The 26185-nt window shown below is 62.3% G+C and carries 23 protein-coding genes and 8 pseudogenes; 26 read left to right on the top strand and 5 right to left on the bottom strand.

What is annotated here, in order from left to right:
• Window positions 1–354: 354 nt before the first annotated feature.
• Entirely contained in the window at window positions 355–2178 is a 1824-nt protein-coding gene (gene glmS, locus SINAR_RS0131710; RefSeq protein WP_028002757.1) for a glutamine--fructose-6-phosphate transaminase (isomerizing), read from the bottom strand.
• An 843-nt stretch (window positions 2179–3021) separates the two neighbouring features.
• Between glmS and SINAR_RS0131700 the strand changes: the two genes are divergently transcribed.
• The 5 genes and pseudogenes from SINAR_RS0131700 to SINAR_RS0131675 form a co-directional block, all read left to right on the top strand.
• Entirely contained in the window at window positions 3022–4215 is a 1194-nt protein-coding gene (locus tag SINAR_RS0131700; protein WP_028002755.1) for a CaiB/BaiF CoA transferase family protein, read from the top strand.
• On the top strand, window positions 4212–5027 hold the full coding sequence (locus SINAR_RS0131695) for a citrate/2-methylcitrate synthase (RefSeq protein ID WP_028002754.1): 816 nt from the start codon (window positions 4212–4214) through the stop codon (window positions 5025–5027). The genes SINAR_RS0131700 and SINAR_RS0131695 overlap by 4 nt, the downstream gene beginning before the upstream one ends.
• A gap of 115 nt (window positions 5028–5142) precedes the next feature.
• Window positions 5143–5544 (top strand): cupin domain-containing protein, encoded by a 402-nt coding sequence (locus SINAR_RS0131690; RefSeq protein ID WP_028002753.1) that lies wholly within the window; start codon window positions 5143–5145, stop codon window positions 5542–5544.
• 522 nt (window positions 5545–6066) lie between these two features.
• Window positions 6067–7098 (top strand): DUF3991 and toprim domain-containing protein, encoded by a 1032-nt coding sequence (locus SINAR_RS0131680; protein ID WP_028002752.1) that lies wholly within the window; start codon window positions 6067–6069, stop codon window positions 7096–7098.
• An 18-nt stretch (window positions 7099–7116) separates the two neighbouring features.
• A pseudogene (locus SINAR_RS0131675) lies at window positions 7117–7491 on the top strand (hypothetical protein); the annotation flags it as partial.
• 17 nt (window positions 7492–7508) lie between these two features.
• On the opposite strand, the gene SINAR_RS01000000134435 reads toward SINAR_RS0131675, so the two are convergent.
• Window positions 7509–8591 (bottom strand): endonuclease/exonuclease/phosphatase family protein, encoded by a 1083-nt coding sequence (locus tag SINAR_RS01000000134435; protein ID WP_150852071.1) that lies wholly within the window; start codon window positions 8589–8591, stop codon window positions 7509–7511.
• Between SINAR_RS01000000134435 and SINAR_RS1000000138685 the strand changes: the two genes are divergently transcribed.
• The 8 genes and pseudogenes from SINAR_RS1000000138685 to SINAR_RS1000000138655 all read left to right on the top strand — a co-directional run.
• The gene (locus SINAR_RS1000000138685) at window positions 8566–8823 is read left to right on the top strand and encodes a UCP036055 family protein (RefSeq protein ID WP_502362167.1); all 258 of its coding nucleotides are present in this window, start codon (window positions 8566–8568) and stop codon (window positions 8821–8823) included. The genes SINAR_RS01000000134435 and SINAR_RS1000000138685 overlap by 26 nt on opposite strands.
• A gap of 122 nt (window positions 8824–8945) precedes the next feature.
• Window positions 8946–9740, top strand: a pseudogene (locus SINAR_RS01000000134425) (DUF7007 domain-containing protein).
• A gap of 592 nt (window positions 9741–10332) precedes the next feature.
• Window positions 10333–10920, top strand: coding sequence for a hypothetical protein (locus SINAR_RS0131655; protein WP_028002748.1), 588 nt, complete (start codon window positions 10333–10335; stop codon window positions 10918–10920).
• 124 nt (window positions 10921–11044) lie between these two features.
• Window positions 11045–11290: a type II toxin-antitoxin system VapB family antitoxin gene (locus SINAR_RS0131650; RefSeq protein ID WP_028002747.1), complete on the top strand. Its 246-nt coding sequence runs from the start codon at window positions 11045–11047 to the stop codon at window positions 11288–11290.
• On the top strand, window positions 11290–11694 hold the full coding sequence (locus SINAR_RS0131645) for a type II toxin-antitoxin system VapC family toxin (RefSeq protein WP_028002746.1): 405 nt from the start codon (window positions 11290–11292) through the stop codon (window positions 11692–11694). The genes SINAR_RS0131650 and SINAR_RS0131645 overlap by 1 nt, the downstream gene beginning before the upstream one ends.
• Window positions 11695–12218: 524 nt before the next feature.
• Window positions 12219–12344 carry a hypothetical protein gene (locus tag SINAR_RS1000000138610; RefSeq protein ID WP_268828461.1) on the top strand — a complete coding sequence of 42 codons (126 nt, stop codon included), beginning with the start codon at window positions 12219–12221 and terminating at the stop codon, window positions 12342–12344.
• Window positions 12341–12403: a hypothetical protein gene (locus SINAR_RS1000000138605; protein WP_408022037.1), complete on the top strand. Its 63-nt coding sequence runs from the start codon at window positions 12341–12343 to the stop codon at window positions 12401–12403. The genes SINAR_RS1000000138610 and SINAR_RS1000000138605 overlap by 4 nt, the downstream gene beginning before the upstream one ends.
• Window positions 12404–15289: 2886 nt before the next feature.
• Window positions 15290–16144, top strand: a pseudogene (locus SINAR_RS1000000138655) (Ulp1 family isopeptidase); the annotation flags it as partial.
• A gap of 77 nt (window positions 16145–16221) precedes the next feature.
• Here SINAR_RS1000000138655 and SINAR_RS1000000137055 read toward each other — a convergent pair.
• Window positions 16222–16299 (bottom strand): annotated as a pseudogene (locus SINAR_RS1000000137055) (IS6 family transposase); the annotation flags it as partial.
• Between the two features lie 201 nt (window positions 16300–16500).
• Here SINAR_RS1000000137055 and SINAR_RS1000000136220 point away from each other — a divergent pair.
• The 3 genes and pseudogenes from SINAR_RS1000000136220 to SINAR_RS0131600 all read left to right on the top strand — a co-directional run.
• Window positions 16501–16728 (top strand): annotated as a pseudogene (locus SINAR_RS1000000136220) (ATP-binding protein); the annotation flags it as partial.
• A 573-nt stretch (window positions 16729–17301) separates the two neighbouring features.
• A pseudogene (locus SINAR_RS1000000138045) lies at window positions 17302–17403 on the top strand (ArdC family protein); the annotation flags it as partial.
• Between the two features lie 697 nt (window positions 17404–18100).
• Complete coding sequence (locus SINAR_RS0131600; protein WP_028002741.1) at window positions 18101–19024, top strand: ArdC family protein; 924 nt, start codon at window positions 18101–18103, stop codon at window positions 19022–19024.
• Between the two features lie 15 nt (window positions 19025–19039).
• Here SINAR_RS0131600 and SINAR_RS0131595 read toward each other — a convergent pair whose 3' ends face one another.
• Window positions 19040–19468, bottom strand: coding sequence for a MerR family transcriptional regulator (locus SINAR_RS0131595; RefSeq protein WP_028002740.1), 429 nt, complete (start codon window positions 19466–19468; stop codon window positions 19040–19042).
• Between the two features lie 85 nt (window positions 19469–19553).
• Here SINAR_RS0131595 and SINAR_RS0131590 point away from each other — a divergent pair, with 85 nt between their 5' ends.
• The 5 genes and pseudogenes from SINAR_RS0131590 to SINAR_RS1000000136215 all read left to right on the top strand — a co-directional run.
• Window positions 19554–19952: a mercuric transporter MerT family protein gene (locus SINAR_RS0131590; RefSeq protein ID WP_028002739.1), complete on the top strand. Its 399-nt coding sequence runs from the start codon at window positions 19554–19556 to the stop codon at window positions 19950–19952.
• 23 nt (window positions 19953–19975) lie between these two features.
• Window positions 19976–20266, top strand: coding sequence for a heavy-metal-associated domain-containing protein (locus SINAR_RS0131585; protein ID WP_033058277.1), 291 nt, complete (start codon window positions 19976–19978; stop codon window positions 20264–20266).
• A 1-nt stretch (window position 20267) separates the two neighbouring features.
• Window positions 20268–20444: a mercury transport protein gene (locus SINAR_RS01000000134410; protein WP_234710700.1), complete on the top strand. Its 177-nt coding sequence runs from the start codon at window positions 20268–20270 to the stop codon at window positions 20442–20444.
• Between the two features lie 66 nt (window positions 20445–20510).
• The gene (merBA, locus tag SINAR_RS0131575) at window positions 20511–22736 is read left to right on the top strand and encodes a bifunctional organomercurial lyase/mercury(II) reductase MerBA (protein ID WP_028002737.1); all 2226 of its coding nucleotides are present in this window, start codon (window positions 20511–20513) and stop codon (window positions 22734–22736) included.
• Between the two features lie 33 nt (window positions 22737–22769).
• Window positions 22770–22985: pseudogene (locus SINAR_RS1000000136215) on the top strand (zincin-like metallopeptidase domain-containing protein); the annotation flags it as partial.
• Between the two features lie 32 nt (window positions 22986–23017).
• Here SINAR_RS1000000136215 and SINAR_RS1000000137485 read toward each other — a convergent pair.
• Window positions 23018–23194, bottom strand: coding sequence for a hypothetical protein (locus tag SINAR_RS1000000137485; protein WP_167333624.1), 177 nt, complete (start codon window positions 23192–23194; stop codon window positions 23018–23020).
• 457 nt (window positions 23195–23651) lie between these two features.
• Between SINAR_RS1000000137485 and SINAR_RS0131555 the strand changes: the two genes are divergently transcribed.
• The 5 genes and pseudogenes from SINAR_RS0131555 to SINAR_RS0131535 all read left to right on the top strand — a co-directional run bounded on the left by SINAR_RS0131555 (window position 23652) and on the right by SINAR_RS0131535 (window position 25959).
• A complete protein-coding gene (locus SINAR_RS0131555; protein ID WP_028002734.1) occupies window positions 23652–23963 on the top strand; it encodes a DUF736 domain-containing protein in 312 nt (103 codons plus the stop codon).
• Between the two features lie 138 nt (window positions 23964–24101).
• The gene (locus SINAR_RS0131550; protein WP_028002733.1) at window positions 24102–24368 is read left to right on the top strand and encodes a type II toxin-antitoxin system prevent-host-death family antitoxin; all 267 of its coding nucleotides are present in this window, start codon (window positions 24102–24104) and stop codon (window positions 24366–24368) included.
• A pseudogene (locus SINAR_RS1000000138375) lies at window positions 24365–24594 on the top strand (hypothetical protein); the annotation flags it as partial. The gene SINAR_RS0131550 and the pseudogene SINAR_RS1000000138375, both read left to right, overlap by 4 nt.
• Window positions 24595–24969: 375 nt before the next feature.
• Window positions 24970–25134, top strand: coding sequence for a hypothetical protein (locus SINAR_RS1000000137470; RefSeq protein WP_167333623.1), 165 nt, complete (start codon window positions 24970–24972; stop codon window positions 25132–25134).
• A gap of 333 nt (window positions 25135–25467) precedes the next feature.
• A complete protein-coding gene (locus tag SINAR_RS0131535) occupies window positions 25468–25959 on the top strand; it encodes a hypothetical protein (protein ID WP_028002732.1) in 492 nt (163 codons plus the stop codon).
• Window positions 25960–26185: the final 226 nt, after the last annotated feature.

Here is a 26185-nt window from a genome sequence, read left to right as displayed (position 1 = left end):
CTGGACTTTGGCGTCGCGGAAGCTCCGGCGCGGCGCGGAGCCTCGGTAAACACATACCTGCTCGAACTCAAACGAGAGCTGGCCGGTCGGATGGTAGTCCCACTCCGGAAAGCGGGGCCTATCGAAGAAAACGTCGTCCCAGGAGTTTCGCCGCGGGAGGAATATATCGTCTTGAACTGATCCAGAAGATTCGGCCAGCGCAGCCTGACAGTCGTCCAGGGGCCGCCGAGTTGCACGGGCTCAGCCGCAGACCCACGGTTTTGCTCGCATTCCGGGATTTCGGCCCAACTGGGTACAAGGCGGCCGTCACAGCTGCCATGGACTCCCGACTTCGTCCCGTTTCCGGCGTGACGATCATTCGACAGTGACCGATTTTGCCAGATTGCGCGGCTGATCCACGTCCGTGCCCAAGAGAACTGCCGTGTGATAGGCAAGGAGCTGCACCGGCAGCGAGAAGATCATCGGAGCGATGATCTCGTCGACGTCGGGCAGCACGATCGTGTGCATCGTATTGAGCTTCGACACCGCCGCACCCTTTCCGTCGGTGATGAGGATGATCCGGCCGCCTCGTGCCGCCACCTCCTGCATGTTCGAGACCGTCTTGTCGAAGAAGCGGTCATGGGGCGCGATCACGATGACCGGCATGTTTTCGTCGATCAGCGCGATCGGTCCGTGCTTCAGCTCGCCGGCGGCATAGCCCTCCGCATGGATGTAGGAAATCTCCTTGAGCTTCAGCGCGCCTTCCATGGCCAGCGGGAAGCTGGTGCCACGGCCGAGGTAGAGCACGTCGCGGCATTTCGACAGCTCGCGCGAAAGGAGCTCGATCTTCGGCTGGATGCTGTTCAACACCTCACCCATGATACGCGGCATTTCGGCGAGGCTTTGGACGAGCACCTGCTCCTCCTCCTCATTGACCGTTCCGCGCGCCCTGCCGGCGCCAATCGCGAGCGCGGCGAGCACGGCGAGCTGGCAGGTGAAGGCCTTGGTCGAGGCAACGCCGATCTCCGGCCCGGCCAGGATCGGGAACACGGCATCGGACTCTCGCGCAATGGTCGATTCGCGGGCGTTGACGACGGCGCCGATCTTCAGCCCATGTTCCTTGCAATATCGAAGCGACGCCAGCGTGTCGGCCGTCTCGCCGGATTGCGAGATGAAGAGGGCGGCCGATTGCGGCGACAGCGGAATTTCCCGGTAGCGGAACTCGGAGGCGACGTCGATTTCGACCGGCAGACGGGCATAGCGCTCGAACCAGTATTTGCCGATCAGGCCAGCCAGATAGGCCGTACCGCAGGCGGAGATCGCGAGGCTCGGCAGCTTGGCGAAATCGATGTTGGAACTCGGCGCGACCAGGTTGTCGATGAAGTTGACGTATTGGCCGAGAGCGTGGGCCACGACCTCCGGCTGTTCGTAGATCTCCTTCTCCATGAAATGGCGATGGTTGCCCTTATCGACCAGATAGGCCGCCGCCATCGAAACCTGCCGCGGACGCGTGGCGATATTGCCGTCGATGTCGAAGATGTGCACGCCGGTCGTGCCGATCACCGCCCAATCGCCATCGATCAGATAGGTGATTTCATTGGTGAACGGTGCCAGCGCGATCGCGTCCGATCCCAGGAACATCTCTCCATTGCCGTGACCGATCGCGAGCGGCGGTCCGTTGCGCGCTGCCATGATGGTCGAAGGGTCGTCCTCGAAGAGGACAGCCAGAGCATAGGCGCCCCGCACGCGCTTCAGCATCGCATGCATGGCCTGCCATCGGCCCATGCCGTCCCGCCGATACTTGGCGACGAGCTGTGCCACAACCTCCGTGTCGGTCTCGGTCTGAAACTCGGCACCCGTGGCGATCAACTCATCCTTGATCTCCGCGAAATTCTCGATGATGCCGTTGTGGACCACTGCAACGCCGTCGGTGAAATGCGGATGCGCATTGCGTTCGGTCGGCGCTCCATGGGTTGCCCAGCGTGTATGGGCGATGCCGATGGCGCCAGGGAGAGGCTCCTCCTTCAGCTTGGTCTCAAGATTGACAAGCTTGCCCTCGGCGCGCCTGCGACGTAGTGCTCCGCCCTCAATCGTTGCGACGCCGGCCGAATCGTAGCCACGGTACTCCAAGCGCCTCAGCGCATTGACGAGCCGCTCCGACACCGGCTGGTTGCCGACGATGCCAACAATACCGCACATATCGCCTTTCGCGCTCCTTCCATGCCGATCGCGCCGTACTCAAACCCGCACCTGACCAGGGCTACATCAGCAGCTCCCGCATGGCTTCAGACGCCAATAATTTCTTCGACGGGCGCCACCTGTTGGTCGAACTTTCGTGCCGAGAATCGACGTACCGTGAGACACTTCAGCGCTTTCTAATAGCACTCAACCGGCTGGAAAAATTGATTCTTTGGATCACATCCATCCAAGGCATGGATTCACTAGCAACGTGTTTCGACAATTTGATGCGATGGGTCGCCTGGCGGTGCCACGCAAGGAAATCCGTTTTGTTTTGGAGCAAGCGCCGCAATGGACGACGTGCATTTCGGTGGCTGAACGCCGGCCATACCAACAGCGGAGTTTCGCCCCCCTAATGGAACTCCTGCGCTGCCGCCTCACGTTCAAGAACGCAGCTACGGTCGCGATCGAGATCGATCCGCGCACCTTTACGACGGAAATGGCCGAAGCCTCCGAAAGCAGCCGAGGTGTGTGCAGTTCGAGGTACGGCACCTCACACCTTCTGTCCGGCTTTGTCGGGCCCGCTACACAGAGTCCTTTAGCCAATCACCTATTTTTCTTCAGGCTAACTTGCTGACAAGTAACCGTTAAGGCTGTTCATCAGTCCGCGAGCGGAATTGGCACGAATCTTGAGTGTCTTTTGTAGAGGCGGCGGGAGCTGCCGAGCTGCAGTTAGGTCGCAGCTAGCGCCGAGGATTGGACAAAGCGAGGAAATGACATGTCATATCCGCTTCAGACTCCCTACGCACAGGCAGGCCGGCAAGTCCACGACCTCCCGAAAGGGGTGCAAGAAGGAAGAGCTAAGTGACGCGTGCGGCACTTACAGGTGTGAAGGTACTCGACTTGTCGCGGCTCGTCGCCGGCAATATGGCGACGTTGCAGCTGGCTGATTTCGGTGCCGATGTCATCAAGGTGGAACAGCCGAAGGTCGGAGACCCGCTGCGTCAATGGCGAAAAGGCAATCTCGATCTCTGGTGGCGCGAATACGGGCGAAACAAGAGAAGCCTCGCACTAAATATCAAAACGCAGCGCGGGCAGGAACTGCTTCTGTCACTGGTCAGGCGGGCCGACATTCTCGTGGAGAACTTTGTTCCCGGCAAACTGGAGGAGCTCGGCTTGCCGCATTGCCGCTTTCTCATCGAAAACTCCCGGCTTGTTATCCTGAGCATCAGTGCGTGGGGGCAGGATGGTCCCTATCGTAATCGTCCGGGGTTCGGCACGCTCGTCGAAGCGACGAGCGGTCTTGCATCCATGCTCGGTTTCGCTGATGGTCCACCCACGCTACCCCCTATTCCGATGGCTGACATGATCACCGGAATTTACGGTGCATTTTCAGCCCTTACCGCTCTACGGCACCGCGACGCGACCGGCGAAGGCCAGATAATTGATCTTTCCCTTCTTGAGGCCATCTATTCGGTCCTTGGGCCGGTGGCCGCAGAGTACGAAAGAACGGGCCGCTATCCGAAGAGGAACGGAAACCGCTCTACCAACTCGTCACCTCGCAACACCTATGCGACATCGGACGGGAAATGGATCGCGCTTTCCGCGTCGACACCGAAAATGGCGGAGAAGCTTTTTCAACTGACAGGGCTTGGTGATCTTCTTGATGACGAGCGCTTTGCAACCAATGAAGCCCGCGTCCGTAATGGCGACGAAACCGATCGGATCGTCGCCGAGGCACTCGGCAAGTTCACGTTGGACGAACTGATGCGCCGGTTTGACGAGGCGGGCGTTGCGGGCGCGCCGGTCTATGAAGTCCCGGATTTCGTGACGGATCCGCATGTGAAGGCCCGAGGCATTCTGGCCGAGTTCGACGATCCAGAACTCGGGGCTTACAGGATGCACGCGCCGCTTCCGCGCATGAGCGCGACGCCGGGCCGGATTCGCGCGCAGGGCCCACGGCTTGGAGAGCACAGTGCTGCAATTCTGGAGGAGAGTCTTGGTTTAACGCCGCAGGAAATCTTGTCGCTCGCCAGAGAAGGAGTCGTCGGCCAATGACCACCGGGCCGTTCACCAATTCCCATCTCTGGCCGACTGCGATTACTGCCTTCGACGAAGATCAGATCCTTATCCGCGGTAGGAATGTCGTGGATTTGATGGAGGCTCGAGATTTCGGCGCCGTCGCCTTTCTCCTGCTGACCGGTCGGCAGCCCACACTGGCAGAATCCGCCGTGTGGAACGCGATCATGATCGCATCGTCCGATCACGGTCCGACATCGCCTTCAACGTTTGCCGCGAGGGTCATAGCCAGCGGAAACCGCCGCGCGCCGGAAGCGGCGGTCGGAGGCGGCATTCTTGCAATCGGTGATGCGCACGGCGGCGCCGGTGAGGAGGCTATGGTTTTTCTCCAGGAGGGCTTGTCCCTGGCGCGACGGTCGGGCGGAAGCTTGCGGCTTTCGGCCAAGGAGATCGTCCGGAATTACAAAAGAGCGGGGCGCCGTATGGCGGGCCTCGGGCATCGTTTCCATGTCGTCGATCCGCGGACCGACCGGCTTTGGTCCCTGTCGCAGTCGTTCGGGCTGTCCGGCGACGGCATCGCCCTGATGAGAGAAATCGCGACAGAACTCAGTGAAGCGGTCGGACGGCCAATGCCCGTCAATGTGGACGGGGCGATCGCGGCGACCCTGACCGACATGGGATTGGCGCCCCCCGTTGCACGCATGGTGTTCATTCTGGGGAGGACCGCGGGTATTGCGGCCCATGTGCTTGAGGAGCTCGCACGGGAGAAGCCGATGCGCTTCCGGTTCGGTTTCCAATACGACGGCCCGTCGGCGGAGCAGAGCTTCAGCGGCAAGCGAGAGGAGGCTTGATCATGTCCAAAGCCAATATTCTGCGGCGCGGCACCCGGTGCGTTGGTGCATGTCATGGCGGCGCATGGCCAAGCTTGGAAGCTACCTCCCCCTACGTCAGGAGCAATACATGACAGTGGAATCACTAGGAGGAGGCATCACACGCGACTCCAAGGCGTTCGAACACGTGGAGTGGAATATTCTTGGCCAGAGATATCTTCACAAGGCAGACTGCGATTCGACATTCGCGTTCGAGACCAACTCCGAACCTGTGGTACCGGAGGGTGAGCTGGACCTGAAGCTCGACGGAGAATGGCAAACGGCGAGATCCGGTGACTTGGTGCGCATGCCACGCGGCGTTCCCCATGGTTACTTCAACAAGTCGGACAGGCCAGCCAGGGCACTTTTCTGGGCGTCCCCTGCTCGCAACCTCCACGATCTGTTCAAGGTCTTGCATAACATGTCCGACGTCGAAGCGGTCATTCGCGCCTCGGCCGAACACGAAGTCGATTTTCTTCCGCCGGAAGCCAACAATTGAATCGGTGGCAATCGTGGCGCATGTCTGAGGCCCAGATGAAGCAAGCCATTCCCGTTGTCTTGTAATAGTGTCCTGGCTCGGTTCCGGATCTGCCACGATCAACCCGCAAGGGGGCCGCTAAAAAGTTGCGGCCGCTCGGGGCTTTCGCCTTTGCGATGATCGCGCCCAGCTCCGGCCCTAGCCCGCGACCTGATGGTCCCGCTCACCGTCTTCGAAGTGGACGGCGTCTGCCGCCAAGCGAGATCGACGCCTCCGACGACCTTGAACTCCTGCATGAGTTCTTTCCCTAGGCGGCTGATTGAGCCGCTCCTTGTTCGTTCTCTGGGCCGTACCGGCTGCCGCTTGCGAGCCGGCTGCCGCAAGGGAGGCTGCGCCGTGGCTGGGGAGGCATGCACTGTTGAATCCGACAATTGCCAGCCACGCCCTTGCAGCCTTTGCTCTTCGCGGCGGCCAGGAGTGGTCCCGCGATGCTCCGGGGAAGAAAAAAGGTGAGAGGCCGATCGTGAGCGATCGGGAGAAAATATGACAAGGGAAGATATCGAGCAGTTGCGACAGCGTGTCTGTTGCTCCGCAGTGCTGGAGACGTCAGGCTTTGCTGTCGACGTCAAGGAAAGCACGCGCCGGGCCGTGAAGTTTCGCCGCGGTTCCGAAATTGTCATCGTGACGCACGAAGGTCGTGGCTGGTTCGATCCGCTCACGGACAGCAAGGGCGACATCTTTTCGCTCGTTGCGCACCTCGATGGCGTCGGGTTTGTCGAAGGTCTTGAGCGGATCGCCGCGCTTGTCGGCTTTCAGCCGTCGCTACCCACCTGGCGCAAGCTGCCGCCGCACCGGACGACTGTTACGTCAATCGCCGATCGGTGGGCACCGCGCGAAAGCCCTGTCCCAGGTTCGGGGGTGTGGCGGTACTTGAGATGGGAACGCTCATTGCCTGCCGCGATCATTCAGACGGCGATCAGACAGGGTGTTCTGCGCGAGGGGCCTTGCGGCAGCATGTGGGCTGCACATACCAACGAAACAGGCGCGGTGACCGGTTGGGAAGAACGGAGCGCGAACTGGCGCGGCTTCGCAACAGGTGGAGCCAAGGTTCTTTTTCGCCTTGGTTCCTCCCCTGCTTCACGGCTGTGCGTGACGGAGGCTGCGATCGACGCGATGAGCCTTGCTGCCATGGAAGGAATGCGAGAGGGCACGCTTTATCTCAGTACGGGCGGTGGCTGGTCGCCGGCGACGGACGCCGCCCTCCGCGCGCTTGCAGCCGATACCGAAGTTCAGCTCGTTGCTGCCACGGACGCCAATTCGCAGGGCGACGCGTATGCTCAACGACTTCGGGCCGTAGCCGAAGAAGTGGGCTGCGATTGGCTGCGCTTGCGGCCATCAGCGGACGACTGGAATGACGTGCTGAAGCAGCAGGAGAACGACAAAGCGGAAAGAGGAAGGTGGACACGTGCCGCATGCCCGATCGGCGCGTCAACGGTGAAGCTTCGCCCCGCAAAGCCGGCCCTTGACCCACCGATGCGCGATCGCGGCGGCCCTGGAGGTGTCAAGAAGGACTGAAGAGGATGGAGAGGTTGTAAGCTTCAGAAGGAAGGCACAGTCCCCATCGCATCGATCGGCGGCTTCGATTTCATCTTTGAGGGAGGGCGCTTCGGCAAGGGCGACAACTATAATTACCAGACGTTGCTACAGCGCACTGGGGCGACGTACGAGATCGATCTCGCCGTCACCGTCACGCCGCTGGGCGCCATCGCCCGGCTTGAACATGCGCTCAACGGCTTCGAGGACGAGCGGGAGCGTTATCGCCAGCGTCTCGAAGAGGCGCGTTGGCGGCTCGCCTCGTGTCGCTCGCGTGAGGGCGGCAAGTTCGCCTTCGCTGAGGAACTCGCGGAAAAGCGGCGCAAGCTGGCCGAAGTCAGTGCCGAACTCGCTGCCACCAAGGAGGCGGCTTGACGCTCAGCGAACTGGCTTTAGAACTTGAAGTCGATCGACTTCGCGCAATGATCGCTGAGGCGATTTCCGAGTTCGGCTGCTTCGGTTTCATCGTAGAGAAGCTCAACAAAGCTCTGATCGATAATGGCCTCCGTCGCAAGCTTGTTTGTGACGATGAAATCGATCGGCTCGGGGCGATCCGATTCCCTTGTTGTCGGGCATCGGGAGGCCTCCCTGAATGGAGTTCTGATCAGATCCAGCGATGCGGGATCGGCATCATCTATCTCGGCCCAAAGATGATCGTTCTGACCGTGTACATCAAACTTGCGGTTAAAGTCTCCAGCGATCACCACGGGCAAGCCCGTCGCTTCCTTCTCGTCGATCCAGTCTTCGAGCGGCTTCATCTGCATGGCCAAGGTCTTGCAATCGTCCGAAACCGGTTGCGTGAGGGATTTTGCAAAACAGGCCGACTTCAGATGCACACCGAGAAGCCAGAAGCGTTTCTCGTCCGCCTCGACGAGGACCTGTATGCCGCGGCGGACCGGGCGGCCATCACCGGGATTGATCACGCCGAGCGGCTCGTAGTCCTTGCCTTCCACAATCGTAGCCCGACCTTTTTTCACGACGACCGCAGTAAAGATGTCGGGATCGTTTCCGGGCTTGTAGCGGCTTTCGAACACCATATCCCATTCACTCTCCGGGAACACTCGGCGCAGTGCCGCGGGGTTTCCCATCTCCTGAAGGGCAATTACGTCAGCACCGAGCTCGGCCGCGTATTTCTGTAGCAGAATGTAATCGTTGTCCTCCCGGATGGGAGCGCGATCACGAAGAGCGACACCTGACTTGTCGTTCAGATTGTTGATGTTCCAGGTCGCGATCCGAATGGTCTCAGCCGACGCGGACGTTGCCGCGAGAAAACCGCTCACAACGAGCGCTGCAAGAGTCTTCATGACGTTCCTCCCGATCCCGACCGAAGTATGTTGCGGAGAAAGGAGAAACTCAAGTGATAGTTGTGTGATGAGCCGAGAGGAATGAAAGGGGAGAAGAGGAAACCTTTCGCAGAACGGTCCTCCCGCCGCCGCTGTCGATGGCCGGCTGATCCGCAAGGAGGGGCCGCGCAAGCTCCGTAGCTACACGTCGCCGGGATACTTCACCCTTTGCCAGGGTGACATCGGCAGCAAAACCACCATCATCGTGAACATCCACCGGACCTTCGCGCTGGATTCCGATCTCACTTTCAAGGTGCTCGAGCGTCCACCAGTGGGCGCGCGGTCCGCATCTTCGGCCGCGCCGGCGAAGCCCGCGAGCTGCTCCTCCTGGCCGAAAACCAGACCTCCGCCGAAACCTGGTTGAAGGCCCACCGCTATCCTGGCGCTGTTATGGAAGAAGTGACGGCCGATGAAGTGGCCGCCGCCGATGTCGAAGGGAGGGCGGCATGACCCTGCCCGATCTTCCAAACGATTACGCCAACTCGTATGCAGGGGGTGGAGTTCGGCATCAGCGCAGATGGATTTCCTGTCGCCCGCATCGGCGAATTGCTGCTCGCCATGGTCATCGGTTGCGATCGATCCGGCTTCCTTGCGAGCGCCTGGCGGCTTTCCCGGCCGCTCTCGGACCTGGAGCGTGAGGACTTCTACGGTCGCAACGGCCGCCTTGAGAGTGAGGCGGCTTTTCGCGCCGCGTGCTGGAGACAGCTCAGCATAAACGCGAGCTGGCGGCGCTTCGTCGGGTCCAGACCCGGATGTCCGCGAGCACACCATGGGGCATGTCGCAGCTTGCTATGATCTATGCCGAGGGCGTGGCGTCGCATAGCACCGCCACTCATAGGGGCATTCATCTGTCTTCCGACCGAAACAAACGCGTCAATGTGGCGCTTCGCGCGGATGGTGGCTGGTATGAGCAAGATGCCGAGTGGCGATCGTCGCGATCACGTTTCCTGACCTCTTCACGTCCCACGAGCGCAAATGCGCCGACGAGACTATCCGGAACAGTTGGCCGGATGTCTGGGAGAGAACCTACGGAGGCGAACTTGCCCCCGGCGAGTCGTGGGCCAAAGACAGGACCGCTTTCGATCGAGCCCATGCCGACGACTGGATCGCCGTCTCGGCGATCCAGTCCGATCATCACCCGGATATGACGGAAGTAATCGCAACCCGCGGCGGCCGGCGCAACGGCCACGCCGAGGAGATGCGTTTCCTCGTGCCCGCGCCGAATACGCAGCGCGTGGCCCCTTCGGCCTCGTCATCGATCCTGGCCGTCACGCTCCCTAAGAGGGGGCTTCCAGTTTTGTAAGCTGGCGCGGGAGGGCTGCGTGATGGCTCCAACGCCAACCCGCAACGCGCAACTCTCGCGCATAAGAAGCGCGGCGGCAGACGGAGCGCCAGCTGAAACTGATCGATCGCCAGATCCCACGCCGAATGGACGGGCCGCCCCGGTCCGACGGCTGCAACTCTATCGGCTGCCCAAGTGAACGGCCCCGGCCAAGACGGTCATCGCGTCTGTCGAGCGTGAGCCCAGCCTGGCAGGCGACGAAGTGCAGCGGTTTGGCAGCCAATTCCCTGTCCACATGTGGTTGGGCCGGACCCGTGCCGGTTTGCCCTTTCGGTTTTGCTGCGGTCTGACCCAGCGGCCGTTCGCTTCAAGGCCGCTTCGCGCCGCGGCGCGGCCGAAGACGCCGTTCTTCACGGAGCAGGCTCGCTTGGCTTCGCAAGGCAGGATGACCCGCTTGCCCGCAAACCGGCTCCGCTCTGCCTGTCGTCTTCGGACCTTGAAGCGACCGTCTTCCGCCGGTTCGGGGCGACCGCACCGAAGGGCACGCCGGCACGGGGCCGGAGCCACTTCGAGATTGGAAAGGAAGAAACCATGGCAAAGCCCGCTACCGCCTCTCGTCAATCCGCCCGCGTCGTACAGCTGCGCAAGGGCGCCACCGTCGAAATGGTCCGGCTCACATGCCCTGATAGCGCCCAGGCGCTGAAGATCGCCGAGAGCTTCGGAACCGCGATCGTCGACAGCGACGGAATTCGTGACCTCCACGAGCGCCTCATCTCCGAGACGGCTGATGCTCTGAGCGAGGGGCTCGGTGAGAAGGCCATGCAGATCCACCTGCAGCGGATCGTCGGCGCCTTCGTCGGTTCCGCGCACGGCGCGGGACAGTTCTACAGCCGCGCGGTCACCGAGGCGCGCGACGCCACGGCCAAGGCCGCTAACGACAGTCGCGACGAGGACCTTGACGGACCCGTCGGCTACGATAGTGCTGCCCAACGCAAGCGCGAGTTTGCCGCCGACATGGGCGCGCAGGCACACGCGCTCAGGATGGCTGCCGAGGGCGCCGTTGCAGCATACAAGCAAGTCGTCGGCGAGACCTGGAAGCCCTTCGATCGGCCCGTCGACAACCCAGGTCATTCCCTCGATCGCAAGGCGGCCCAAGCACAGATGTCGGCCTTCGACTGAGCGCTCGCACGGCGGGGCTCCGGCCCCGCCGTGTTGTGACGGGAATCAAGCCTCCCGGCAGCCTTGGAAAAGACCGCGCAGTGATCTACATTCTTTTGGAGAATTATCTACATGGAGATAACCCATGCCGATCAACGTCAACAATCCGGAAGCGGACGCGCTGACGCGCAAGTTCGCCGAAATGGCCGGCGTCGGCATCACCGACGCCATCGTCATCGCCATGCGGGAGGCGATCGAGCGTCGCAATCGCGCGGAGACGCCATTGCAGACTGCGGCACGTTTGCGGGAAAAACATGGGGTCGCCATGAGTGACGACATCCGCAAGCCTCTTCCCCGTGAGGCCTTCGACGACATGTGGGGTGATCGGTGATGTTCGTCGATGCCTGTGCGATCATCGCGCTTCTCTCTGATGAGCCAGAAGCGGCGCGCGTTTCCGACGCCTTTGCTTCGGCCAGACATCCGTTCACATCACCTGTTGCCATTCTCGAGACTGTCCTCGGCCTTGCCCGGCCCGACAAGTTCAATCTTCCGGTGCCCGCAGTCGAAACGATCGTAATGGAGTTCCTCGAGGCGCGTGAAATCGAAGTTCGCGATCTTCCGCCGGCCTCTGAGACGACGCGGCTCGCCCTCGTCGCCGCGCACCGATATCGCAGCGGCCGCCATGGTCTGAACCTCGGCGATTGCCTTCATTACGCCTGCGCAAAATTCCATGGCGTGCCGATCCTCGCCACGGCCGACGAGTTCAGGTCGACCGACCTCGAAACCGTTCCTTGAACCTGCTGAAGCAGTGACGCCGAAATTGGCCTGCCGCAACCCCGTCCGGCCTTCGGTCCTGGCGGAGCGTGGTGTTCGGCCAACGGCTTCGCCGTCCTCCACGTCCGTTCCGGCCATGCCGGTGCCATCACCCCTTTCCGCCAGGACCGTCCGGTGGAAAATTCACGCCTTCTACTTTCGATCGCCCCTGCCACGGCACTCTCTTCTTCGGGCATTACGTCGATGCTTCTACTTACTCGAGAGGTTTGCACCGCGATATTGGATGGAAGCAACGTCTTTATCACCTGAGAATTCCTTTCGCTCGACCACGATATTATCGCGGCGCTGGCCACATTGTTACCTCAGTATGTACGTCCCCAAGTATCTCCAGCGGGAGCCTCCTAGATCCAAGCAGTGAGGCGAGTCAACGTGCGCGCATCCGTTATCTAAATGGCTTCTATTGCCTCAATAGATTATTCAAATCGCCCAAAAAAGAATATGCAAGTGTCAGGTGGCGTCTGTGGCTGCAACAAAGGAGTATCTCGATGGCTATCCAAGGCGGCACGGGTGACGATAGTGTCTTCGGCGGCGCGGGCAATGACCAATTGACAAGCTCTACGGCGGTCCGGGTGCCGATACCCTCTTCGCCGGCGACGGAAGAGATCAACTGACCGGCGGTGATGGCCACGACACCTTGTGTTTCTGTTCCACAACCCGACCCCTGGGGTAGACACAAAGTACGGTCCGAATCCGGATAACACGACCATCGTGGATTTCGATCCGGCAGAGGACACCCTCGCCTTCGATGCTGTGGGCTTCTATAGCGACGGTTTCGGCGCAAACTTCGTCAACAACGCCGGCGGGCCTGGCCAAACCATAGAACAGTTTCCAGCCGCCAGGCCGTCATGAGCTGCTCGAAACAGGCAAAGGACATAGCATGGATCCCTTTAACAACGGCAATCCATCCCGCGTCTCAGATCTCGCCCGCACAGACGATGCAGGCTCGCAACAGCAGCAGACCGACCAGGCGCGTTTTCAGGAGCATCTGAACGCGTTGCAGCCGGGCCAGCATCGGCAAGCCGTTCCAAACAGCCGTCTTGCCAGGCGGACCGGCTCACATGCAGATGCGGTTGGACCGAGGATGCTGCAAGAGGAGGACGCCGGGGAAGGCGGTTCGCACTTGCCCTTTGTTCCACCAGCTCACTCACCTGCGCAGAGTTTTGACCAGGACGAGCTCTTTGCCGCCGCCGACCGCGCCGGGCCGTTGCCGGCTGCAAGTTTCGCTTCGGCGCAGTTCTGGCAGGATGCGGAGCGGGTGGTCCACTCACCCGCGCAAAGTGTCGATCAGCCGCGGAGCCGCGCAGCGATTGGGGGCGGTTACGAAGCTTTGAGTTCCATCCCGCCGCCGCGGGTCAACCTGCCCGCCACGGGATTTGGAAGCGCACCCGATGGCGTGAACCTCCCTCACGTCGTCGCGGACGCATATCGGCCTGCGGCCAATCAACAGGGCGATTTGACCGGCGCGCGCCATACAATGCCGGCCGAGGCGCCGCACCAGGCTNCCGTCGTTCAGCAAACGCGCAGCCGAAAGCGCGGCCGCGAGCACCCGGACGAGGCGCTTTTTGCCGCCTACCGTGCCGAGGCGGNTAAAACAGCCAAGGTGAGTGAAAGCTCGATTGCTGGCGATATAACGGCGCTGCGCAAGTTCAGCAAATGGCTTGACGAGAACCACCAGAGCCAAATCGACGGTCGGATTGAGGACGAGCAGCTNGACGGCCTGGCGAAGGACTTTGCGGGCAACAATGCCGTACTACTGAGCGACACCAAAGTGGCGTTGGGAAGGCTCCGGCAGCATTTTGCCGGACAGCCTGTGACGGCTTCGACTGTTCCGCCCGGCACGAAGGACGATGAGGAACTCTTCGCCCAATACCGGGCAAAAGCCGTGGTCAAAGAACCAACCGTGAGGAGCGATCTAGCGGCGCTGCGCAAGTTCAGCAAATGGCTTGACGAGAACCACCGGACGCAGATCGCCGGCCGGATTGAGGACCCGGGGTTGGACGCGCTGGCGAAGGACTTCGCGGAGCGCGAGAGCGCGCGTATCAATCCGGCGCTGAAGAGGCTCCGGGAAGCTGCTGTCGTACAGCCTGTGACGGCTGCTTCGAATGTTCGACCTGGCACCAAGGATGATGAGGAACTCTTTGCCCAGGCTGCCGGCCTCAAAGAAAGAACCATGGGAGGCGATTTGACCGGCGCGCGCCATACGATGCCGGCCGAGGCACCGCACCAGGCTTCCGTCGTTCAGCAAACGCGCAGCCGAAAGCGCGGCCGCGAGCACCCGGACGAGGCGCTTTTTGCCGCCTACCGTGCCGAGGCGGCTAAAACAGCCAAGGTGAGTGAAAGCTCGATTGCTGGCGATATAACGGCGCTGCGCAAGTTCAGCAAATGGCTTGACGAGAACCACCAGAGCCAAATCGACGGTCGGATTGAGGACGAGCAGCTGGACGGTCTGGCGAAGGACTTTGCGGGCAACGATGCCGTACTACTGGGCGACACCAACGTGGCGTTGCGAAGGCTCCGGCAAGCCTATGCCGGACAGACTGTCACAACAGCCAGATCGCGCTCGGTCCGCGAAGAGAACCAGGTGATCGAAGATGCATGTAAGGCAGCTGCAAGCGGGTACGGAAAAAGCACGCTAAATAACTATCGGAGTACTTTGGGTCGTTTCAACAGCTGGCTTAGTCAGAACTTCGGCAAGGGCATTGCCCAGATTGAACCCGCGGTGCTGAGCCGGGCAGTTGAAGAGTACGAGAAGAACGCAGGCCCCGGTTTCGGCACAGCTTGGAACTTTCTGCAGAGATATCGGCAAATGGTCGCAGCCAACAATGCGCTGGGCTTGGCAGCCCATGGGCAAGCGGCCTCGGCTTGGGACGCGCTGCGAGCCTTCCATGAAAAAGAGGCCGCACAGCCTGGTCCGCCAACGACTACCAATGTGCCGCAGTTCCATCAGACGACATTGCTCCCGCCACAGTTGGCCCCCGTGCCGGCCCCATCCTCGCCTGCTCAAAGTGCCGGCTCGTCCTCGACCTTCGCCGCCCTTGCGCCGCTGTCGCCCACACCTTATCGGCGTCCGGATTTTGATCTGAATGCGCTCCCGCCCGGGCAACTGGCTGAGGATGCTGACATTGGCGGCTCGGGCCATTGGACCGCAGTTGCCGGCTCGGCAATTGCCCAGCCCGGCTCGTCACGTAGATCATCGCAGATCTATGCCGGTCTTGATGACATCGTCGACTTGCAGGACGATGCCGGCTCCGCGCCGCGGTCGGACGCTGCCAGGTCGAGATCGATTGCCGGGCCATCGCCGTCATCGAGCGTGCCTGGCGAAGGTTCCGCGGCGTTGAGCGCTGCGCATGGCAGGCTCCCGGACCTCGGGCCACAGTTTGGCTCGCGGGAGCAGGCCGATTGGGGGGTAAGGCCCGCCGCCTCGCAGGAAAGTTACAATCAGTCGCAACTTTGGCAGGAGGTGGACCAAGCCGGAAGGCAAAGACCTGCCGGTTGGGACCGCCCCTGGTCAGGGCCGTCGCCGCAGTCGGGTCAGGACATGGGGCCAGCTCGGCGGTCCGCGTCAGCTCGCTCGTCTGATATCTACCGCGGTCTTGATTCCCTGGTCGATTTGCCGTCCACACCGGCCGAGCTACGTGATGATGCCCATTATGCCCCGCCTCTAGGTACAGCCTCCGACGCTCAGGTTAAGGCGCTCGATCCGCAAGCCTCGTCTCACGGCCGCAGCAGGCTGGCGCTCGACGCCACGGAATGGCTGGGGGATCGGCACATCCAGAGAGACTACGAGCTGCTGGCGCAGGAGCTGCAGAGGGACAATCCAGATCTTGCCGCCCGAACGCGGCTCGTCGACCCGCTGATAGCCCATTACCATCTGCGCCTGGGCTCCGATAATGCCGCCCTCAGGGCTTTCCAGCGCATCGTCTATGATCGCAATGGCAATGATACAGCCGACTTCCTGTTCCTGCCTGTCAACGATGCCAGCGCTACCGATCCTCAACGCCGCGGCACCCATTGGTCGCTGCTGCTGGTTGATCGAAGCGAGCGGGAAAGGCCGGTTGCCTATCATTACGACTCCGCCGGGCGGCTCAACGACCAGCCCGCGGCACAGCTCGCACAACGGCTGGGAGCCCGCCAGGAGCCGGTCCGCATAACCCAGCAGCAGAACGACTATGATTGCGGCGTCTTTGTGCTTGACGGCACGAGGGCGCTGGTCGGACGACTGGGGCAAAGGCCGCAGCCAGCCAGGCTGCACCTCGACAACCTCGTCATCGATCGGCAGGCACTCCAACACCGACTCGGTCATGGGGCTGTTACAGGAGTCGCGCTGCCCATCAGCCAAGCCTCCGATCAGGCCCGAGCCGAGCTAATGGCTTCCTTCAGAAGCAGAGAGCGATCTGACGCGGGGCGTTGAGTCTCAGTGGCTACCGTTAAGCAGATCAGCACTAGACGTCATGTTCCGAGGCGGAGATCGGTGGCCCGCCCGCACGTACGGAGCGCGAGCCATTCCTCAACCATGCGCAGGCTGAGCGGAAAGCGAAAGTAGAGCCATACTGCGTGCGCAATGATCTCGGCGGGAAAGCGGTGGTCATCGGCAAAAGATCAGGCGATCATCGTTTATGATGGCGGGATGTTAGGCTGGCTGCGCCGCTTGTAGACGCTCAGTTATGTGGAGCCGTATCGTGGGAAGTCGCGCGTCTGCGGGCTCTTGCGGTATCAGCTCCACATCTCTGCGCAGTGCACGTTAATCGAGTAATGTGCAGCACAACATTACTGGACGACTGGGGTCCCGAGAAGCTCAACGACGAGCAGCGGCGCGATCTCCTGGAGATCATCGAGGACCGCTACGAGAAACGATCCACCATCGTCACCAGCCAGGTGCCCGTCGATCACTGGTATGACATGATCGGCAATCCAACGATCGCCGATGCCATCCTCGACCGCCTTGTCCACAACGCCTACCGCATCGAACTGTCCGGCGAGAGCTTGCGAAAGCAACGTCAAACACCATGCCAAACCGCGCACGAAGGCGTACGGACATTGACTGGGTCCTGGGGAGCCTTCAGTCGGCCAGATTCACAGCCGACTTTGATCTCATCGTCATGACTGGGCATGCATTCCAAACCATTGTAAACGATGAAGAACTGCGGGATTTTCTCGTAGTTGTTCGACGCGCCCTTGCATGCGGCGGCTGTTTTGCTTTCGAAACGCAGAGCACCAAAGCGTGCCGCAGGTGAGTCAGAGCACCTTATGGTTTCTCGACATCGACACCTTGCGGAACATGCTGGAAGAATCGGGCCCGCAGATCGAACAGCAATTCGGCGACTTTGATGAAGTAGACTTATGCCACGATTCTCCCGAAATAATCACATTCGCAATCGGTTGAACACACGCGTCTGCCTCCCACCCCTCTACGAATTTTAGCTCTGACTGAATCGACGTCCGGGACAGACCGCAAGCGTTTTATGCCGAGCTCCTTTACTGAAATCATGCTTCTCTCTCGCCCCTAAACCGTGGCGCGGCATAATCCGGAACCCGGCATAATGCGACTTATGCCGATATCGGCATAACGTCCATTGGACTGCGCCCGCCAGCCGCGTCGGCCGTGATCTCTCCCGCTATGCCAAGGATAGAAGCGAGCGCGCACGCGAGGAACTGATTGCCTTATCTTGACAGTCTGCACCGACTCTCAGTGTCCTGCTGGCGTCGATGCAACAGGACTGACGGAGGCGCTATCCAGGCCGGCCGCAGCGCTCCCACATAGCTGGCGGAGGCCGGCCTGGATAGCGCCGGGCAAGTTGAACGCCTTCGTTGATGCTGGCTCCCTGCCTGAAGCAGGCAACTGATGCCAAAGGCCCGCTGACAGCCTTGTGCCAGCCGACCCTTTGTCCCAATGCCTGCATCACCGCAAGACATCGGCCCGCCTGGGCCCGTTCAGGAGCCTGTTGAAGGAGAAGCGGCTGTCCCATCTTCAGCGGAGTATCCTCCAGCGGGACCTCGAGCGAATGATGGCGGTCCTGATCAGCATAGACGAGGTTCGGACTGCGTCTGGCTCCTGATGCTCAGCTTATTGAGCTGTGCTGTCGCCGCCCGATCCGTTGACCCCAGGGATGTCGCCTTGCAGCCCTCGCCGCGAGACGACGCCGGCTGAGAGCCGCGTATCATCCAACCGTTTTGTTCCGGGCGCGCCGGTCATGGTCTGCGCCTCCTTAAGCTCGCCCGTCGAGGCAGGGCTCGGGTGTGGCAGACGCTGCCAGCCCATCAACCCTGTTCCGCACCAGCACCGAGAACAGGGTGTGACGGGCCGGCCTCCCGCGTCTGCCCCTGCCGCCTCGCCCTCGACGGAGAGGGCGAGCTTAAGGAGGCAGCAATGACCACAGATCGCACCCCCCAGACCCCGACCGATGTCTACGAGCGCGTCACCAGCCAGATCATCGCCGCCATCGAGGCCGGCGCCGGCGAATACCGGATGCCCTGGCATCACGACGGATCGGCCATCACCACGCCCGTCAACATCGCCTCAAGCAAGGCCTATCGCGGCGTCAACGTCATCGCACTCTGGGCTGCCGCGCACGCGGCCGGCTATCCCGCCGGCATCTGGGGGACCTACCGCCAATGGCAGGCGCTCGGCGCCCAGGTTCGCAAGGGCGAACGCGGCCACCTTGTCGTGTTCTGGAAGACCACCGATCGCGGCGAGGCGGACGATCAGGACGGCGAAGCGGATCGCGACGAGCCCGGCCGGCGCATGTTCGCCCGCGGCTATACCGTGTTCAACTGCGCGCAGGTCGACGGCTACACGCCACCCGCAATGCCGGTGCTGCCCGAGGCCGAGCGAATCGAGCGGGCCGAACGCTTCTGTGCGGCGCTCGACATCGACATCCGCCACGGCGGCTCGCAGGCCTATTACCGCCCATCTACGGATCACGTGCAGATGCCGGAGTTCGCCTGCTTCCGTGATGCCCTCGCCTATTATGCCGTGCTGCTTCACGAATGCGGCCACGCTTCCGGCGCCAGCCACCGCCTCGACCGCGATCTCTCCGGACGCTTCGGCTCGGCCGCCTATGCGATGGAGGAATGCACAGTCGAGCTCTTGAGCGCGATGATCTGCGCCGATCTCAGTCTCAGCGTCGAACCGCGGCCCGATCATGCCCGCTACATCGCTTCCTGGCTCGAGGTGCTGCGCTCCGACAAGCGCGCCATCTTCACTGCCGCCAGCAAGGCGCAGCAGATCGCCGATTGGATGCACGCGCAGCAGGCCGGCGCTCGCCAGCACGAGGTCCGGGGCGCCGCATAGGCGCCCCCAGCTCGATCAGATAGCGTTGCGCTCCTGGAACAGCGTCTCGATCAGCGGACATTCCGGGAGCGTGCCGTCGCCGCACTGGGCAACGACGTCCTTCAGCACTCGTTCCATGCGCTTGAGGTCGGCGATCTTCGCTCGGACGACAGCAAGGTGGACGGCCGCGACGTCTCGTACTTCGGCGCAGGGCCGGTCACGCTCGTCAACGAGACACAGGAGCTCGCGGATTTCGTCCAGCGAGAAGCCGAGCTCGCGGGCTCGCAAGACGAAGCGAAGGCGCCGCTCGTGCGTGCTGTCGTAGCTGCGATAGCCGCTCGCAGTGCGGGGCGGCTCGGGCAGAAGGCCAACCTTCTCATAATAGCGCACCGTCTCCAGATTGCAGCCCGTCCGCCGGGCAAGCTCGGCCCGCTGCATACCTGTCACCCCGGCGCGGTCGCCCATCGCAAACACCCTCTTGACCCTGTAGTTGCTACAGACTGCACACTAGCGCCTTGATAGGAGTTCAGCAAGGAAAGCGAGACCCGAGATGAATGCATCGCCACACGGAACGGCAGACATTGCGCCGATGAGCGAGACCGGCCGCCAGCGCCTGGTCGCAGCCGGAGGCATCCTCGGCGCGCTCGCGGCCTCCTCCTGCTGCATCATTCCGCTCGTCCTCTTCAGCCTTGGCATCGGCGGCGCTTGGATCAGCAACCTGACGGCACTCGCGCCCTACAAGTCCTACTTCGTCGCCGGGACGACGGGCGTTCTCGGCTATGGCTTCTACCTCGTCTACCGGAAGCCGTGGCGTGCGTGCGCCGACGATGCCGCCTGCGCGCGCCCAGCCCGCAGTCGCCTCGTCCAGTTCGCGCTCTGGATCGCAACAGTCCTCGTCATCGCCGCCTTCGCCTTCGACTATGTCGCCCCGCTACTGCTTTCCGCCTGACGCCGAGAGAGGAGACCCACCTCATGAAGAGTTTCAGTATTTGCACCGTGATCGGCGCGCTGATGCTGGCCCCGGCCGCCTGGGCCGGCGAGCGCACGGTCACCTTCGCCGTCGACAACATGACCTGCGCCTCGTGCCCCTACATCGTGAAGACCACCATGGCGGCCGTCCCCGGCGTTGCCAATGTGACCGTCTCCTTCGAGGCGAAGACCGCGACGGTCACCTTCGACGATACGAAGACGAACGCCGACGCGATCGCGGCCGCCAGCATGAATGCCGGCTATCCGGCCCGTCCGACGCAACAGGGCAGCTAAGATGACCGACCGCACTGCAATCCGCGCAGGCGTGGCCGGCGCGGTCCTTGTCGCGATCTGCTGCGCAGCGCCACTCGTCGCCCTGAGCCTGCCGCTGGCTGGCCTTGGCGTCTGGCTCGCTGGCGCGGGTCTGGTGGTGCTGCCGCTGATGGCCACCGGCCTCGGTCTTGTCGCATGAACCTCCATCATTGCCGGCAAGGCCTGCGGGCTGCGAGACAACGAACCACAAGAAGGGCATGAAGCCATGAACGACTGCTGCGCATCCTCCCCCTCCCCGGGCAAGGCTGTCATTTCGACGCCAGCGACAGCGCCGAGCTTTGCCGTGCGGCCGGGCGTGATGTTTCCTGACTGGTCGGTCGTCAAATCGCCGGCAGTCCGCGATGCGCTCAAGGCCATGGTCGGCTCCGACCACGTGCTCAATCGCTGGAGCGGTTATGATCCCGCCGCGGACCGCGTGCGCGCCGCGCTGCTCCAGCTCTATGTCGAAGACGGACGAGCTCCGAAGAGGAGCGCGCTGGCCGAGCGTGCGGAACTCAGCGAGGCCGCCATCCGGCCTCTGCTCGCAGATCTGCGCCGACGCGACCTCGTCGTTCTCGATGGCGAGCGGATCGTCGGTGCCTATCCCTTCACCGACCGCGACACGGGCCATCGGGTGACGCTGGACGGACGCGTGCTCAACACCATGTGCGCGGTTGATGCGCTCGGCATCGGCGCCATGACCGATCGCGATATCGCGATCGCCTCGGCCTGCCGTCATTGCGGCGCGCCGATCCGGATCACGACGCGGGAGCGAGGAAGGGCGCTGGCCGACGTCGCGCCGCGGGCGGCCGTCCTGTGGCTGAGCGTCCGCTATGAAGGCGGCTGCGCTGCGAGCTCGCTCTGCGCGACGACCGCGTTTCTCTGCTCGGACGAGCATCTTTCCGCCTGGCGAAACGGACGTTCGGCCGACGGACCCGGGTTTCGGCTGACGATCGCGGAAGGGCTGGAGGCCGGACGCGCTCTGTTCGGCCCGAGCCTCGCCGGTCTCAATACGACGGTCGCAAGTCGCCCTCTCCGAGCCAAGCTTGGCAATGGAGGCGCTCACGACCTCGTCGTGATTGGCGCCGGCTCGGCCGGCTTCTCGGCCGCGATCACCGCCGCCGATCAGGGTGCCCAGGTCGCACTCATCGGCAGCGGCACCATCGGCGGCACCTGCGTCAATGTCGGTTGCGTGCCGTCGAAGACGCTGATCCGTGCCGCCGAGACGCTGCACAATGCGCGCGCCACCGCCCGCTTTGCCGGTATCACGGCGGAGGCCGAAGTGACCGACTGGGGCGGGACCATTCGCCAGAAGGACGCGCTCGTTTCTGAGTTACGCCAAGCGAAGTATGTCGACCTGCTCCCTGCCTACAACGGCATCGCCTTTCGCGACGGGCCGGCGCGCCTCGTCGACGGCGGTGTCGAGGTCGGCGGCACGCGCATTCCCGCCGGCAAGATCATCATCGCCACCGGTGCGCGGCCGGCCGTACCCGCGATCCCCGGTATCGAGACCGTGCCGTACCTGACCAGCACGACGGCGCTTGACCTCGAGGAACTGCCGCACTCGCTGCTCGTCATCGGCGGCGGCTATATCGGCGCCGAACTCGCCCAGATGTTCGCTCGCGCCGGGGTAAAGGTGACCCTCGTCTGCCGGTCGCGCCTGCTGCCGGAGGCCGAGCCGGAGATCGGCGCGGCGCTGAGGGGGTATTTTGAGGGGGAAGGGATCACCGTCGTCTCCGGCATTGCCTACCGCGCAATCCGCAAGACCGAGGGCGGCGTTTCGCTGACCGTTATGCGTAACGGCCAGGATATGGCGATCGACGCGGATCGGGTGCTGATCGCAACCGGCCGCACGCCCAACATCGAAGGTCTCGGCCTCGCCGAGTATGGAATCGCCATCTCGCCGAAAGGCGGCATCATCGTCGACGACCGCATGCGCACGACCAAGGCTGGTGTCTATGCCGCCGGGGACGTCACCGGCCGCGACCAGTTCGTCTACATGGCCGCCTACGGCGCCAAGCTCGCCGCCAGCAACGCCCTCAACGGCGACAGTCGACGCTACGACAACAGCGCCATGCCGGCCATCGTCTTCACCGATCCGCAGGTGGCGAGCGTCGGATTGACCGAGGCCGCGGCGCGCGCCGCCACGCATGCCGTCCGCATCTCGACGATCGGTCTCGACCAGGTGCCCCGCGCGCTTGCGGCCCGCGATACCCGCGGGCTTATCAAGCTTGTTGCCGACGCCGGCAGCGGTCGTCTGCTTGGCGCCCATATCCTCGCGCCGGAAGGCGCCGACAGCATCCAGACCGCGACGCTGGCAATCCGGCAGGGCCTCACCGTCAACGATCTCGCGGAGGCGATTTTTCCATACCTCACGACCGTCGAGGGCTTGAAGCTCGCGGCACTGGCCTTCGACAAGGACGTCGCCAGGCTGTCGTGCTGTGCCGGCTGAACAACGCTGCTGACGGCTTGACTTTCAGGATATGTTGCCGAGCTTGGCAGCTGCTTCCTCTGCGCTGATCTCGGCATCGCGCCGGAACTCGAGCCGCGGCCGGATCACGCGTCCTACCTTCAGTCCTGGCTCACCGTCCTGTCCGGAGACAAACGGGCGATCTTCCACGCCGCGGCGCATGCCCAGCGTGCCGTTGCCTATCTTCACGATCTTCAGCCTGGGCGTGGCCAAGACCGACAGGCGGCTTGAATAGGTTAATGCAGCTCCCGGTCTTGCGTGGATTAGGACTGCCCGCCGCCAGCGGCGGTGGTAAACTCCGCTACCGGCTCGGTCGTCACCTGCAGATCTTCATCCGTTCGCAGGTCCAACTTTCCCCAGATCGACGTCTTCTGTGTGCCGGATTTCGGCTTGCGAGACGGATTGATTTTGACGGTGAACGGCTTTGTCTGCTTGCGCATGGGTCCTCTTCGGCAGAACGAATCGCGCCGCAACGATTTCCCGTGTATGGACCAACGCAACCGGCGGGTCTGCCGAGATCGATGCGGAGATGTTCACCGCAACGACCTGGCATCCGGAGCGGTTTCACCTGTGAGCCGTTCGAACAAATGCGATGGTACGCTGCAAGTCGCCGTTGCCATGCTCCTTCTCCTCATAGTTGCCAGCGCTCCCTTCTGCGGGCTCGATGAGGCATGTCTGACCGAAGAACGGCTTCGCCTCGATCGGCTTCCCGCAACGGGCCTCCAGAACTTTCTCCCCCTGACGGCTGTGCCGCCATTCCTCGCGGAACAACAAAGTTCTTCCGGCCGCCCTCCACAGTGTTCCGGCCTTTCAGGTGCGGTCCGATCGTCCCCGGTCTTTGCGACAGCCATCGAGGCCGCGAAGGGCGCGGCCCGAAACAAGGAAAGGAACATGACAATGGCTACCATCGGCACCTTCACCGCAAACGAAAACGGCTTCACCGGCTCGATCCGCACTCTCGCCCTCAACGTCAAGGCTCGCATCGCCCGCATCGAAAATCCCTCGGACAAAGGCCCGCACTTCCGCATCTACGCGGGCGCCGTCGAACTGGGCGCTGCCTGGCAGAAGCGCTCCGAACAGACGGATCGCGACTACCTCTCGGTCAAGCTCGACGACCCGAGCTTCCCGGCTCCGATCTACGCGACACTGACGGATGTCGAAGGCGAAGATGGCTTCCAACTCATCTGGTCGCGTCCGAACCGGGATTGATATTATTGGTTAAGGCCTCGCCGCCTAGGCGGGGCCTTAACCGCCGAAATGCACAGTATTTACAACAATGCTGTAAATGCCGGGTTTGTGCTGGTTCCGAAGTTATAGTGCGGTCGGCAAACACATCTGGAGATCAGCATGCCCCGCACCGGTGGTACTTATTCGACAAGCGATCTTTCCCGGAAGTCCGGCGATATCATCGCCGAGGCGTTGCGCCATCCGGTCACGATCACCCAACGCAACAAGCCGCGCCTCGTCCTTCTTAACATCGATGACTACGAACGGCTGATGCGGCAATCCGATGCCCGTTCAGTCGGCACACTCGAAACCATGCCGAGTGAGCTGCTTAACGAATTCGAGGCGGCGGTGGACGCCTATGCGGGGACCGACGAGACCAACCGATGAGCAGCTATGATGACATCCAGACCGCGACGGTCATCCGTTATCGCTGTTTATGGGCGCGGCAAGCCCGAAAGGCGAGACAGAGGGGCAAAAGGATCGGCCAGTCGCCGTCGGCGTGAGGCTTGCCCGACCTGACGGCGACCTGGTTCTGTTTTTCCCGATCACCACCAAGCAGCCCGAGCTGGCTCGCTTCGCGGCTGAAGTTCCGGCCATGGAGAAGCGGCGGGCCGCGGCTGTTCCGGCCTTGTGAGATGCGGCCGGATCGTCCCGGTCTTTGCCGCTGGGGCCGCTAAGGGGCGGCCCAAACCGGGACGGAGGAGCTACCGGCCCCCGCTCGCCAAGCAGGGCCAATCCTCATCGCAGAAGCCGGAAACAGGCATTGAGCCCGTTTCTGGCTTTTCGGTGCCAAACGAGAGGTAGGGTCTGCTCAGACAGTGCCATTTTGCCGTGGGGAAAGGGCCGCCTCAAGGACTTCGCGGTTCCTCCAAAATGCTGTCGCATTTCGGCTCCCCCACCCGCCGCGGTGCGGTCGCTTCGCGCTCCTTGACCCTGCCCTGTCGCCACGCCCGCGGTCGTCATCCTTCTCAAACTACAGGAGATGACGATGACCATCGAACAGCACATCGAAGAACTGCGCGCCGAGCTGCGTAACGCCGTCGACGCTAACGAGCGTCGGCAGATCGAGGCCGAACTTGAACTCGCCCAGGCCGAACGCGAAGTGATCTCGGCCGAGCAGGACGGCCGTGTAAGCGCCGAGCCTCCGTTCTGATCGAGGCTTACCTCCATCCCGTGAGCTTGGCCCGGCCGGATCGACCGGCCGCCCGGCTGTCAGGGATTTCACCCCTCGACGCTCCCCGTCGGCTCGCGCCGGGAACGGTCGCGTTCCCTTCGGGTACGCGGGGCTCTTCTCTCTCTGACCTCCTATTTTACTCCAGCAAATCCGGCGTCAAGGACGGCGCGGTCTCCCCAATTTTTCCGCCGCTGCGTTGCACTGCGCTTCAGAAAAATCGGTTCCCCCGCTTGCAAGTCGCGTTCCGCGATCCCTGACCCCTCTTTGCCACGGAGTGGCCGATCTCCGTCATAAAGATGAAGGAGATCACACATGACAACTGATCAGAACCTTACCCTCGTCGCCGCGCTCTCCGGTTTCCGGCTCCTCGTTCTCGCCAACCGCTTCGGCTGCGATACCGACTTCTCGCGAGAGCTCCATGATCGCCTGATCGAAGGACTGGATGCCGCCACCGCGCGCGTCCGGACCATCATGGCGTTGGAGCGGAACGTTCTCACCGGAGAGGACGAATTCGCCAAATATCAGTTGGACGGCGAAACCGAGATTTTCGGGCGCTTTGCCATCAATCTGCTGGACGATCTCGAAATCGATTTCGACACCCATGAGTATCGAGTCAATGGCGGCGATTGGGCCATTGCTTTGACAGCGGACTACACCGGCGTCGAAATCAACTATCCAGAGCTGGTTGCGCTTACCGAAGAAGAACTCGGCTCGCTGGCACCGATCATCAAGGATATTGCGCGAGAAACCGGGATCGCCGTACATGCGGCGCGTGCCACCTACGCTCGGTGCGCGGGATCCTGATCGGGATCCTTGGCGCAGTCTCAATTGAGGACTGCGCACGCACTCTCGGGCGAACGTCCTCTCCCACGCACCTGGTTTCAATGGCGCCGAACATTGACTGACGGAACCAGATCGCCATGCCATGGCGAGTAGCCCTGCCATTGCAGCGATAGCGATTGGTGTGTCCCTCCTTTTCGACCCGCCGCCTGCCCCCCCCCCCGCGATGACCGCATTTCGAAAGGAGAGA

It is taken from the genome of Sinorhizobium arboris LMG 14919, from assembly GCF_000427465.1.
In the GTDB taxonomy this organism is placed as follows: Bacteria; Pseudomonadota; Alphaproteobacteria; order Rhizobiales; family Rhizobiaceae; genus Sinorhizobium; species Sinorhizobium arboris.
The sequence above is the reverse complement of the archived record's forward strand: the minus strand, read 5'-3'. Positions and strand labels throughout refer to the sequence as shown.